Genomic DNA, 13,616 nt, shown 5'->3' with positions numbered 1-13,616 from the left:
CAATCTTTACATTTATCTTTTTTAATCCACTATCAACACTATTTCTTATTGCAATTACTAGAGTATTCAATGTCTTACTTACTGCACTTAATGCTGCTCCATTTATCGCAGATGCAACTTTATCTTCATCCTTAGCAGCTAATTTACCATCTTTAGTCATTATCCGTAACGCTATACCTTCTGCAATAACTGTATCTTTTTGTTTAGCCTCTTTAGTATCAGCTTTATTAGCAGCAGCAATCTCAGCAGCATTTTTTGCTTCATTAATTTTAATATCACCAACAGTAGAAACATCACCAGACTTAGCAATAGCTTGTAATATGTCAGCACCACTTACTACCCCTATTGATGCACTTGCCTTGGCTGCTACTGCTTCTGTTGCATCATTAGCAGTAGTACTAAACAATTTACCGATATCCTTTTTATCATCATCTGCAATCTTATTAGCATCTGCATTTCCTTGCTCCTTTAACAATACATCAACAATTGCCTTAATTCCTCTAACTAATGTGTTTATGGAATCCGCTTTGGAAGGCGTAGCACCAGAATTTTAATAGCACTCCCAATTAATTCACTACTAGTGCCAGTAGCACCTTTCGCTGCTTCCTGTGCTCCTTCCGCAATTTTGTCTAACATCCCAATAATAAATTGCTCAACTACTTCTTTCACTTTTGGATAGTCACCATTCTCTGCCACTACAGCATTTCATTTACTTTTTACTGAATTCACCATTACTCCCATCAATAACTCTTTACTCTTCTTTTCCCTGATTTATTAACCTTTAATCTTTAAATTAACAAACCATACAAAAACTAATAAACAATTAATAAACGAATAAACAAAAATTCATAAAAATATCTATATAAAAACTAATGATTAATTTTATTACCATATATTTATCATTGACTCTTTTTATTTAAAAAAATAACTATTAACATAGCTTTTGTGTATTATTATGCTATATTATAATTGCAACTATATATGAAATTAAATAATTTTAAATGACTAGCTTATTCCATGATAAAGATTAAAGCTTATTTTTTTGTTTTTTATATGTACAATTTTATACAATAAACTGAATATTTTTCACTAGAACATTTTCATAAAACCACAAATAATAAAATTAATCATATAAAGCAATATATCTCTATTTAACACACTATAAAATAAAAGATACCAAGAGATTACTCCCAGTATCTTTATCTCTATTAACTTTATTTATTTTCTTCAAGCTATTATTCTTGAATATCTTGGCATTTATTCAGTTATTTTACACAGCAGGCTTAACTGTAAGTTCTCCTATTGATGCTTCTACTGCATCTGTAGAAAGCTTTAACAATGCATCGATCGCCGTATTAAGCTTAATCAATTCAGCAACTCCTTTATCACCATCCTTTTTACCAATTCTATCTATAGCTTTCTTTGTATCATCATCAGAAGCATCTTTTTTACCAAGTTCAGCATTACCACTTTTCAACTTATCCAAGAATGCCTTACCTTCTGTTTCAACAGCAACAATCTTTCCTTTCAATTCATCAGAAATGTTATCTGTTGTTTCTAATCCTTTTAACTTAGTGTTTACAGCTGATATTACACTATGCACTCCTGCAATTAACGATCCATTTTGACCAGCTTCAGCAGCAAGACTACCATTAGCATCAATCTTTTTGCCTATAGCTTTAGCCAACTCGTCAACCGACTTAACTAAAACATGCACTTCCTTTACTTTCTCCGCAAACTCCACCGCATCTTTTATCTTTTTACTTACTACCTTTAAATCTATTACACTCCCATCTGCCTTAGTCGCTTTTGCTTGACTTCCCTCTCCAACTCCCCCACTATTACATCCCATCTCACTATCATCACCATCACCATCACTATCCCTTTTACTCTCCTCTCTCTCTTCCCTCTCTCTATCCCTCTCTTCCCTTTTACTTCCCCTTCTATTCCTTCTCTCTTCTCATTTTCTTCGCCTCCTTGTTTTTTCTTACTTTTTAGCTTTTCTCCCAAGGATTAGAAGGAAAAAATATGATTTATATAATACACTCAAAAAAAAGAGAGCTTCATTAGTGCTCTCTTTATCAGCATTCTTATCTAATAATTTTACTATATTCAATATAATTCATCTATTAATTAGTCTTAACCTCAAAACCTTCTCCTTCCTTAATCTCTCCCAATACCTTATTTATTTCCTTTAATCCCAAATCCACTGTATTCCTTATCGCTATTGTCAATGTACTTAACACCTTATTTACTGCACTTGCTACCGCTCCATTTACTGCATTTGCATCTTTAGCACTCTGATTAGCCGCAAATTTACCATCTTTTGCCATCCCTCTCAATGCTATCCCTGCTGCTATCACCGCATCTTTCTTTGCTGATTCCTCTTTAATCTCTTTCTTTGCATTAACAGCTTTAGCAATTGCAATCTCTGCTGCATCTGTTGCTTTCTCAATTCCATCAGTAGCATAATCTTTAGGATCTTCCTTTGACTTAGCTATAGCTTGAAGAATATCAGCTCCGATCACCGCACCAATACTTGCTGATGCTTTTGCAATATTTTCTTCTTTGGCATCACCCTTACCATTATCATCAGCAAATAGATTACCTATATCCTTTTTATCATCCCCTGTTTTCGTTGCTTCCGCATTTCCCTTACCTTTCAATACCACATCAACAATTATCTTAATTCCTTTTACTAATGAAACAACCGATTCTCTATTGGCAGGAGTAGCTCCATGCCCAGCAGAAGCAGCATTTCCTATAGCTTCACCTGTAGCTCCTTTCGCTGCTTCTTGTGCTCCTGCCTCAATCTTACCTATCTCCCCAACAAATTCCTCTACCTTCTCTTTCACTTTCTCATATTTCCCATTCTCTTCCAAAATCTTCCCTAATTTCTCTCTAACTCCTTTCATTGTCTCTGCTATCTTAGTAAAATATCCACCTATCTCACTTTTCTTTGTATCTGCCTTTATCCCCAATGTCCCTGTAATCATATCGCCAAAACTCACAAAAACATCTAAAAATCCTTTCCCTAAATTAACCATCTCACTCAAAAACACTTTCTCTGGATCCCTTACTCCTCCACTTACTCCCCCACTATTACATCCCATCATCACCATCATCATCCCCAATACTATTCTATTATTCCTTCTCCCCTCTTTTTTTCCCAATTCTTCCTTCCCTTTTATTCCTCTTATTCCTCTTATTCCTTTTATTCCCTCTTCTTTCATCTTCTTCACCTCCTTGTTTTACTTTTTTTTATAGCTTTTCTTTAAAAACAAAAAATAAGCAAATGGGGCTTTTATATAACATACAAAATACCGGAAATACAAAAAAGAGAGCTTTATTGCTCTCTTCACTAATATTTCTACCTAATTATTTTCAACTATATAAATATTACTGATTCCCTGATGCTTTTGGATCTCTTGCCTTATCCACTTCTTTCTTCACTCCCTCAATTACATTCTTTACTGTCTTCTTCACCATTTTTTCTACTGCTACTAATAATTTATTTACCGCACTCACTCCTGATGACTGTACTGCTTTATAATCGTTATCATCATTATGTGTAGCCAATTTACCCTCTTTAACCAATGCTCGCAATGCTATCCCTCCTGCCACTGCTCCTGCTTTAACTACATCTTGTGCTAAATTATCCGCAGTACTTCCTCCTACTGCAAATTCCAATGGGGTTGTCTCTGCGGTTGCATTAGCTGTTATTTTCTTAGCTTTATCTTCTGTTAAATTAACTATTGATGCTAACATCTCCTCTCCCCTCACTGAGGACACTATCAATGCCGCTTTTTCTCCCACTGCTGCTCCTGCATTAGCTCCCGTAGTTAATACCTTGGCTCCACTTTTTGCATCTACTCCTATTGATGCTTGACCCAATGTAACATCACTTGCACTTGCTTCTTTAACTCCTTGTTTAGTAGCTATCTCAACTATCCCTTTTAATGCTTTATATGCTTTCTTTAATTCCTCTGTACTTGCTGCCACTCCATTCTGGTTCTTTGCTACATCAATTACCTTCTTATCACCTCCTATCCCCTCCAATGACTCTAAATGCCCTTTTAATCCGCTTAAAGTAGTCTTAGCAGTATCAACTGCCGCTCTTATTCCCTTATTTAATACACCTTCTTTATCAACATCTGCCGATGCCTTTACTGCTACTTTCTCTAATTCTGCTGACGCTTCTCCTAATTTAACACCTAATTTATTAAAATATTCTCCTACCTCATTCTTCTTTGTTTCTTTATTTACACTAAATCCCAAACTCCCTGACACTAACTCTAAAAATGAATAAAATGCATCCCCCTGCACTTCTCCCTACTTTCCTACTATTTTTGGATCTCTTGCCTTATCCAATTATTGGGAGTAGTAGAAGAAATAGTGAAGAAGATAGTAAAGAATGTATTTTAGAAAGTAAAGTAAGAATTTATTTACTGCACTTAATTCTACTAATTGTGATACTTTGCCATCATCACTACTATGTGAGGCTCATTTACCACCTTTTACTAATGAACGTAAAGCTATCCCTCCTGCTTAATACCATCATCAGATTTATCTTATTGTTTTACTGTAGAAAAGATAAAGAAAACTAAAAATTTCACATTAACTAATAAAAAAACAAAAACTAAGAGTACCATACTCTCAGCTTTAAATTTATTAACCTTATTTCTCCAATTACTTACCCTTCAATCAAAAAACTAATCTTAATATATTCTTATAAGATTGTATTAACTACTTATCAATTCCCAACAGTATCAGGTCTTACAGGTTCTTCTATAAGATTTTTAATTGAATCATCTAATTCCTTTTTAGAACTAGCCATCAAAATATCAATTGATGTATTTAGTTTATCAAGCTCATCTCTCCCCTTAGTTTTATCAGCATTATCTTTAAGAAGAGCCTTCTTCGAATCAGCATCACTAGCACCTTCTTTGTCAAATTCAGCAGTAGAACTCTTCAATTTATTTAAAAACGCTGTACTTTTAACTTTAGCATCATTAACCTTTGTACTTAAATCACTAGAAAGTCCCACTTTTCCTGCCAACGTTGCCAATTTAGCATCCACAGCTTCTATCACACTATATGCTCCTGCAATTAATGATCCATTATGATCAGCTATATCACCAAGACCAGCAGCTCCAACTTTCTTTCCTATAGCTTTAGCCAGCTCATCAACCGACTTAACTAAAGTATGCACTTCCTTTACTTTTTCCACAAACTCCACCGCACTCTTTATCTTCTCTCCCACTACCTTTAAATCTATTACACTCCCATCTCCCTTCTTTGCTTGCCCTTCCTCTCCCCCAGATACTCCCCCACTATTACATCCCATCACCATCACCACCACCATATTCCCATTATTACTCCCACAACTCTTTTCCTTCTCTCATCCTCTCTTTCTTATACCTCTCTTTTCCCTACTATTTTTCCTTTCTTCAATTCCTTCGCCTCCTTGTTTGTTTATCTGCTCTTCTACTAAGGAAACAAAAAAAAGTTAAAAATAATAATTTATATGAATATTATTTATATAACACATATAATACCGCAAATAAAAAAAGAGAGCAAAAGAAGCCCTCTTAACTAATTATTTTTCGTAATTAATTCAAATTATATTATTTAAATAACTCTATTTATTATTTTCTACTGATTCTCATCTACAATTACTTACTATTGTACACTAGCTGTTGCTTCACTAGATTTATCTTCTTGTTTCACCGTAGCTAGTACTTCATTTATCTTTTTTAATTCACTATCAACTGTATTTCTTATTGCTATTATTAAAGCACTCAATGTTTTTCCAACTGCGCTTGCCGCTACTCCATTGATTGCAGGTACAGCTTTGTCCTCATTCTTAGTAGCAAATTTACCACCTTTAGCCATCGATCTTAATGCTATACCTCCTGAAATAACTGCATCTTTCTGTTTAGTTTCTTTAGTACCACTATCATTTTTAGCAGTAGCAATCTCAGCAACATCCTTTGCTTGATCAATATCTTTACCGGCTGCTGAAACTACATCAGACTTAGCAATAGCTTGCAATATATCAACTCCACTTACTGCCCCTATTGATGCATTTGCCTTAGCTGCCTCAGCTTCTGATCCATTATCAGATGCTTTACTAAACAACTTACCTATATCCTTTTTATCATCATCTGTAGTCTTATTCGCATCAGCATTTCCCTCATTTTTTAAAACTACAGCAACTATTGTTTTAATCCCTTCAATAAGTGCATTAACACTTGCAACCTCTCCAGGTGCAGCATCTTCATTTTTAACAGAACTTCCAAGAACAGCACCACCAGCAGCCCCGCTTGATGCTTTTTTAGCACCTTCCGCAATCTTGTCTAATGTACCTGTAATAAACTGATCAACTACTTCCTTGATTTTCACATAATTACCATTCTTTGCCACTTCTGTTTGCAACTTCTCCTTTACTGAAATCATAGTTTTTTCAATATCAGTAAAATATTTCCCAATATCCGATTTTTTTGTGTCCGCTTTTATCCCCAACGTCCCTGTAATCATATCGCCAAAACTCACAAATACTTCCATAAATCCTTTCCCTAAATTTGCTATCGAACCCACAAATTGTTCCCTTTAGCCTACTCCACTATCATATCTCATCAATATATAATACAATTCAATAGTGCTTCTTTAAGTTTTACTTTTAGATTATCTAATGTATCTTCAATACCACTTAAAGCAATACTATAAACAATTTCTAAGTTGATCCCATTGTGCAGGACGTCTTCTGCAACATTATTTATATAATTCCTAAAAAACTATTGAATGTCGGTATAATTCATAAGAATTGATTTTAAAATTGTATTTCATTTTACCTCCAACCTATCAACCTTATTCAATATACAATAAATAATTGTAGATTAATTATTTATTTTTGATAAAAAATTGCAAAAAAATTTAAACCTATTATTTACATAGAAGAAATATTTACTTATTTAAATTTACTTTATAAACAATGCATATAACATAGACATTAATGCTAGAAATATTCCTACATTAATGGTAATAATAGTCCCAAACATCCAAGCATGTAATTTTAATTTACTATTAAGTTCCATTTTATTCACTTCCATATCTTTTCTTACAAGAGAAATATCTGACTTTAATTCGTCCCTTACTTTGTCGATTTTGTTATTTAAGTTATTTTCAACAATATCTATTTTGTTATCAAGCTCTTTAATATCAGCCTTTAAACCACGCTCTAATATTTCTAGTTTAAATTTAAAATTACTTTCTAAATATTGAAGATCTTTAGTAGTAAGCTCATTTTTATAGTATCTATAAGATAAATCATCCGCAATATCTCTATTAATACCCACTTTTACAAGCTCATTTAATACCATCTGCCTAGTAATTACAGGTTCCATTTGCATATACTCCATAAAGAATCTCCTTATGTAATTATTATACAATAATTTATAAGCTAAATGAAAGTAAATTTAGTAAAATGTTGACTTCTATCACGATAATTTAAAGACATAATTAAATATGCTGCTGATAATGCATCAAGAGTTTCAAGAATTTAAATGACCCTTTAACGTATCTAAAACTCCCTTAGCAGCATCAACTGCAACTTCAATTGGATTTTTTGATTTATCGCTTTTATCAACACCTGATGTTGCCTTGTTTGCTACTTTTTCTAATTCACCTGATGCTTCCCAAGTTTACCACCTAGGCTGTTAAAATATTCTCCTACTTGTTGCTCTTAGTTGTTTCTTTCGTCACTTTTAATCCTAATGTATCTGACATTAACTCTATAAATGCATAAAATGCATTCTCTGCACCTTCTCCCTACTTCCAGCAGTACCTCACTTAAACTTTTAGCTCCACTCCCACCTCCTCCTGCTGCTCCTTCTCCTCCCGCAACTCCCTCACTATTTACATCCCATCATCACCATCATCATCCCCAATATTATTCCTATCTCTCTTTATCACTCCTCTCCTTTTTATCAAGTTCATCTTTTCTCTTTTCTAAAATTCTTTTCGAAAATTAATTGTTGCTTTCCAAGATTAGTACGAAAGTAAAACCAAGAAAAAAATAGACAAATAAAAAATGAATAAAATGCATATGTTACAAATATAAATGAAAAAACAATCAATGTTCAATAAGAAATACTAAAATGCAAAAAAGGAAAACAACTCTCATGCATAAAGATCAAAGCGTTTCCCTCAAATAACTTTGTTATTTAATTTTAAGATTTATTTAGTAAAAGGAGTTTGAATAGTACCAACTTCTGGAACATTACTTTCAGGTGTCTCAGAATATTTTATTCCCTTAACTGCTTCTTTAACTTTATCAAGCTCAAGATTTACTGCTTGTATAATTATTACATCCAATAGTCCTAATACCTTATTTACAGCACTAGCTGCTGAGGCTTTAACAATACCAGTATCTGCAGCAGCATCACTAAATTTACCAGACTTAGTCATAGCCTTTAAAGCTACGGCTGCTGCTAAGTCTGCATTAGTAGCTGCCTTAGCACCATTAGCATCACTAGGAGTACCAGTAGCTAACTCTCCAGCACCATTACTAGCATTAGCATCAAGATTTCCGGTTTTTGTTTTAGCATTTTTTATCTTATCAATCATTGCCCATGAATCTGCTTTAGTTATTTCATCAGCTAGCTTAGAACCAGCACCAGCACCAGCAGCAGCATTGGCACTAAGAACAGCAGGTGCATTAGTATTAGCTCCTCCCGCAGTTACCTCACCACCATAAATTCCTTTTCCAATATTTACCTTAGAATTTTCTGCAATCTCAACTATAGCTTTGACTTCTTCAATAACAGTTTTAACACTAGCTTCTTCAGAAACTACTGCAGCACCAGCAGTATTATCACCAATACTGATACTACCAACAGCACCAGCAAGCTTAGTTAAAGAATCAATTAGCTTCCCAATCACCTCACTAGAACCCTGAATAACAGCTTCTACTCCTTTTGCATCAGAATTAAAAGTAGAAACTATTTGTTTTGATAACTTATCCAATTTATCCTTAGTATTCTTTAATCCATCTCCTATAGTCTTAAAATGTTCTCCTACTTTGCTTCTATTATCATCCAACTTAATAACATTAAACCCTAATACATCTCCAACAGCACTCCCAAAAACGCCAAAATCTCCTGAAATCCTTCTCCTATCTTTACCAATGACTCTAAAAAACTATTCTTAGCTTCCAAGTTTACCTTCCCTTCTCCACTTACTCCCCCACTATTACATCCCATCACCATCATCATCACTATTCCCTTTACTCTTTTCATCCTTTCTATCCTTTCCATCCTATCCATCCTTTCTATTCTAATTTCTCTCTCCTCGCTTTTTACACATATTTCCTTTTTTCCTCTCTTCATTTTCTTCGCCTCCTTGCTTTTTTCTTTATCGCTTTTTTTACTAGCTTTTCTTTAAAAGCAAAAAACAAATAAATGAGGCTTGAAGAGCCTACACAATACAGAAAATAAAAAAAGAGAGCTTTATTGCTCTCTTTACTAATATTTTTCTTTTCATCATTATCAAACTATATTACAATATAAATATATTAATTCAGCTATTAATTAGCCTTAACTCCAACTCCTTATCCTCCCTTAATCTCTCCCAATACCTTATTTATCTCTTTTTAAATCAGTACTATAAACAATCTCTAAAGTGATTCCATTGTGCAGGACGTCTTCTGCACCATTATTTATATAATTCCTCAAAAATATTGAATGTCGTCATAATTTATAAGAATTGATTTTAGAATTGTATTTCATTTTACCTCCAACCTTCACAACCTTATTCAATATACAAAAAATAATTATAAAAAATTGCAAAAAAAATTAAACTTATTCTTTATATAGAAGAAATATTTACTTATTTAAATTTACTTTATAAACAATGCATATAGCATAGATATTAATGCTAGAAATATTCCTACATTAATGGTAATAATGGTTCCAAACATCCAAGCATGTAATTTAAATGTTCCTTTAACATCTGATGCAAATTTATCTATCTTAGTATCAAGTTCCATTTTGTTCACTTCCATATCTTTCCTAACAATATCTATCTTAGTATCAAGTTCTTTAATATCTAATTTTAATTCGTCCCTTACTTTGTCGATTTTATTATTTAAGTTATTTTCAACAGTATCTATCCTAGTATCAAGTTCTTTAATATCTAATTTTAATTCGTCCCTTACTTTGTCGATTTTATTATTTAAGTTATTTTCAACAGTATCTATCTTAATATCAAGTTCTTTAATATCTAATTTTAATTCGTTCCTTACTCTGTCGATTTTATTATTTAAGTTATTTTCAACAGTATCTATCTTAATATCAAGTTCTTTAATATCTAATTTTAATTCGTCCCTTACTCTGTCGATTTTATTATTTAAGTTATTTTCAACAGTATCTATCTTAATATCAAGTTCTGTAAACCCAGCATCTATTTTATTATCAAGCTCTTTAATATCAGCCTTTAAACCACGCTCTAATATTTCTAATTTAAGGTTAAAATTACTTTCTAAATATTGAAGATCTTTAGTAGTAAGCTCATTTTTATAGTATCTATAAGACAAATCGTCTGCAATCTCTCTATTAATACCCGCTTTTACAAGCTCATTTAATACCATCTGTCTAGTAATTACAGGTTCCATTTGCATATACTCCATAAAGAATCTCCTTATGTAATTATTATACAATAATTTATAAGCTAAATGAAAGTAAATTTAGTAAAATGTTGACTTCTATCACGATAATTTAAAGACACAATTAAATATACAGCTGATAATGCATCAAGAACATCATCATGAACTTTGCCATCTCCATTATATGAATAAATATCACGAAATATAGAACGACTACTATAATATAATAAATGCATCTTGTTATAAGTAAATGGTGTTAATAAAGAAACAATGCTTGCATGTTTATTTGTTTTGGGTCTTGTTGGTGCAATTCTAAAGTAATTTTGTATATTATCTCGAAGTCTAACATATTCACGTGTCAAAGACCAAGATCCTTTAATATCATCTCTATCTTCAATATAAAGAATATTAACATTAAATTCCTCATTATTACCTTTATTGTATTCATAACATATGAATCAACAGCTGGTTTTTGATTTTGAAATATAAACGCATAATACTTATCCGACACCTTCTCTAAAACACAAAGAGAAGTATTATCCCCACCACTACTATATGCAGGATCTAAATAAGCTATAGGACTTTTAAATTCATAGTCTTTAATAATATTAATATTACTAAATATCGCATCATTATTTGCAACCCATTTGCCAAGTAGAACGCTGGCTTTATATGTTGGCAAGTTTTTATAAATTTCTTATTGGGTCTTTATAAATTCCTTTGAAATTTCCTCATTATCATATGTTGTAAAATTATATGTAGAATATACTGTGTTATTATCAATATAATCTGTTTTAAAATAATGCTCTAGATAATCAGAATTAGTATCAAATATAACAAACTCTGGTTTTATTCTTAGTCTCTTAAGCGTTTCTTTTAATGTCTATTTATGCAGCGTTGTTGCTTCATTAACATAAATAACAGCAGAATTTGATCCTCTAAATCTTTCAAAATCTCTTATTTTATCTCCACCATATAAATTAACCCTTAAAGAATCGATTTCAAAATATGACGTATTTGAATATTTGGGAACAAAAGGTATTTTAAGCATATTAGCAAGCTTTTCAAACTGTTCTATAACATTAATTTCTAATGATCTCTGTGAGTTGAATCATAATTTAAATTTAAAATTTAAAAGAATAATCAAAACAAAGTTATTTTATCAGGTGAAATTTCAAGTGGTAAAACATTTTTGGCTTGTTATTTATTCTTAAAAACTTTACTTAAAAAATAGGCATCTTTATAGGAAAGATACCAATAATTTTATATTAGGCAACATCTGTTGCTTTTTAATTTAAGCATAGCTTGATAATACAATTCTATCTTTTTAATTTCCTTGGAACTTTTAACCTCATCAAGTTCACATATCTTATTATTAAGCCCTTCACCATCTTCATTATTAATTTCTCTAAAATCCAATATCTTTACTAATCTGAGCATCACCAAGCTTACCTTAATTAAAATAAACAATATAATCATCAAATGATTTACTTACAATTTAACAAAAAATTAATCTAGTTTAATATAAAAAAAATAACAAAATAATAATTTTACAAAAAATAGAATAAAAACTACAGATATATTTTTAAAACAAAAAAACAACATATATTTAGTTAATAAGGAGAACATTATATGAATAAAAATAAAAGTATACTAATACTTTATATTACATTATTTTTGTATGGTTGTGATACAGATAAATTTGACAATAAATTGCAAACTCAATCTGCAACAAGATTTACAACTGAACAAAAACTTACCACACAAAGACCTAATGTGATAATGCAAAAATCCACAATACATGCATCACAAAAACCTATGCTAAGTAGTGAAGAAAAAGATAAATTTAAATTACTAAAGTATGCACTTGATATGGATTTAAAAGCTTACCAACAGAATTATACAAATCCAAAAGCCGAAGAAGTCGCAAACATATATAAAAACATTATTAATTGGATCTCAAATAATTTGAACATAGAAGAACAAAAAGATCTAATTAATTCTTTCAGTCATGTATATACATTTATAAAGAATAAACTAAATAATAATCCTAATATGGATATAATACAATATGTAGAAGATGCTTATTATAATTTTCAAGATGATGAATATAAAAAGGAACACACATACGACAGTAAACTGTATGGTAAGCCACATGGTGCAAATCATAATAGTATAACTATGTTTTTCTATTTGATTAAAGTCAACGCAATTGAGAGACAACCTAATTTACAAGATAACGAAGAATTTTACAAAAATGCAATTCAAAAAATAAAAAACGAACTTCAAGATAAAACTAGTGATAGCTATAAATATTCATTGGCACTATGGAAAGACTAAAAATTATCAACAAAATATATTACTAAATCAAGTAAAATCAAAATTTAGCAACTACTAAATCGTAGTTGCTAATCAAATAATAATCAAAGTAATTCATACAACATAATAATAATCGATGTGTAATGTAAAATTACAAATATGTATTACAATAAGGAGATTTTATATAAAAACAATTAATTTTACTTAAATTTTATCACTATTAATGAGTAATTGCAAACAAGATAATAATACAAATGATGCTATTGAGCACATTCAATCACAACTTAAAAAGTGCACAAGAGATAGATAATACATCTGCACAATAAGATTAATAAAGAAAAGTATAGAAATACTTAAACAAATAGATCCAATCTCAGGCTGGTTTCTTCACATACTTTCAAATACCAGTTGATGAGAAGTAGAGATATAAAATACAATTATTGATTACATATTAAGAAAAAAAATAATAATAATAACGTGTTTTATAATTTATGCATAAATATAACAAAAAAAAGAAGTAGTATTTGCTAAGAGAAGTAGTAATAAGTAAATCTATAACATATACAATACTGCAAATAAATAAAGAGAGCTTTATTTGCTCTCTTCGCCAACATTCTTATCTAACAATCTCAAC

At 31.1% G+C, this 13,616-nt stretch carries 8 protein-coding genes and 8 pseudogenes; 2 read left to right on the top strand and 14 right to left on the bottom strand.

Annotated elements, in window-relative coordinates:
* From BRE_RS05145 to BRE_RS06845, 13 genes and pseudogenes are all read right to left on the bottom strand, one after another.
* A pseudogene (locus BRE_RS05145) lies at positions 1-696 on the bottom strand (variable large family protein); the annotation flags it as partial.
* A gap of 574 nt (positions 697-1,270) precedes the next feature.
* Positions 1,271-1,852, bottom strand: coding sequence for a Vsp/OspC family lipoprotein (locus BRE_RS05140; RefSeq protein ID WP_012539591.1), 582 nt, complete (start codon positions 1,850-1,852; stop codon positions 1,271-1,273).
* A complete protein-coding gene (locus tag BRE_RS06855) occupies positions 1,783-2,010 on the bottom strand; it encodes a hypothetical protein (protein WP_198004643.1) in 228 nt (75 codons plus the stop codon). Before BRE_RS06855 ends, BRE_RS05140 begins: the two co-directional genes overlap by 70 nt.
* A 119-nt stretch (positions 2,011-2,129) precedes the next feature.
* On the bottom strand, positions 2,130-3,128 hold the full coding sequence (locus BRE_RS05135) for a variable large family protein (RefSeq protein ID WP_049752025.1): 999 nt from the start codon (positions 3,126-3,128) through the stop codon (positions 2,130-2,132).
* 271 nt (positions 3,129-3,399) lie between these two features.
* Positions 3,400-4,332, bottom strand: a pseudogene (locus BRE_RS05130) (variable large family protein); the annotation flags it as partial.
* A gap of 421 nt (positions 4,333-4,753) precedes the next feature.
* Positions 4,754-5,365, bottom strand: coding sequence for a Vsp/OspC family lipoprotein (locus tag BRE_RS05125; protein WP_012539589.1), 612 nt, complete (start codon positions 5,363-5,365; stop codon positions 4,754-4,756).
* 317 nt (positions 5,366-5,682) lie between these two features.
* Positions 5,683-6,603 (bottom strand): annotated as a pseudogene (locus tag BRE_RS05120) (variable large family protein); the annotation flags it as partial.
* A 41-nt stretch (positions 6,604-6,644) separates the two neighbouring features.
* Positions 6,645-6,849 (bottom strand): annotated as a pseudogene (locus BRE_RS06850) (phage portal protein); the annotation flags it as partial.
* 131 nt (positions 6,850-6,980) lie between these two features.
* Positions 6,981-7,421 (bottom strand): Bdr family repetitive protein, encoded by a 441-nt coding sequence (bdr, locus tag BRE_RS05115; protein ID WP_041178238.1) that lies wholly within the window; start codon positions 7,419-7,421, stop codon positions 6,981-6,983.
* 135 nt (positions 7,422-7,556) lie between these two features.
* Positions 7,557-8,017: pseudogene (locus BRE_RS06380) on the bottom strand (variable large family protein); the annotation flags it as partial.
* A gap of 221 nt (positions 8,018-8,238) precedes the next feature.
* Positions 8,239-9,326 (bottom strand): annotated as a pseudogene (locus BRE_RS05110) (variable large family protein).
* A gap of 572 nt (positions 9,327-9,898) precedes the next feature.
* On the bottom strand, positions 9,899-10,687 hold the full coding sequence (gene bdr, locus BRE_RS05105) for a Bdr family repetitive protein (protein WP_041178237.1): 789 nt from the start codon (positions 10,685-10,687) through the stop codon (positions 9,899-9,901).
* Positions 10,688-10,728: 41 nt separating this feature from the next.
* A pseudogene (locus BRE_RS06845) lies at positions 10,729-11,771 on the bottom strand (phage terminase large subunit family protein); the annotation flags it as partial.
* Between the two features lie 27 nt (positions 11,772-11,798).
* Between BRE_RS06845 and BRE_RS06895 the strand changes: the two are divergent.
* A pseudogene (locus tag BRE_RS06895) lies at positions 11,799-11,940 on the top strand (PBSX family phage terminase large subunit); the annotation flags it as partial.
* Here the strand turns inward: BRE_RS06895 and BRE_RS05095 are convergent.
* Positions 11,927-12,103 carry a hypothetical protein gene (locus BRE_RS05095; protein WP_232212762.1) on the bottom strand — a complete coding sequence of 59 codons (177 nt, stop codon included), beginning with the start codon at positions 12,101-12,103 and terminating at the stop codon, positions 11,927-11,929. The pseudogene BRE_RS06895 and the gene BRE_RS05095 overlap by 14 nt on opposite strands.
* A 192-nt stretch (positions 12,104-12,295) precedes the next feature.
* Between BRE_RS05095 and BRE_RS05090 the strand changes: the two genes are divergently transcribed.
* Complete coding sequence (locus BRE_RS05090) at positions 12,296-13,003, top strand: hypothetical protein (protein ID WP_012539586.1); 708 nt, start codon at positions 12,296-12,298, stop codon at positions 13,001-13,003.
* The last annotated feature ends 613 nt before the right edge of the window (positions 13,004-13,616 follow it).

The organism is Borrelia recurrentis A1 (assembly GCF_000019705.1).
Lineage (GTDB): Bacteria > Spirochaetota > Spirochaetia > Borreliales > Borreliaceae > Borrelia > Borrelia duttonii.
The sequence above is the reverse complement of the archived record's forward strand: the minus strand, read 5'-3'. Positions and strand labels throughout refer to the sequence as shown.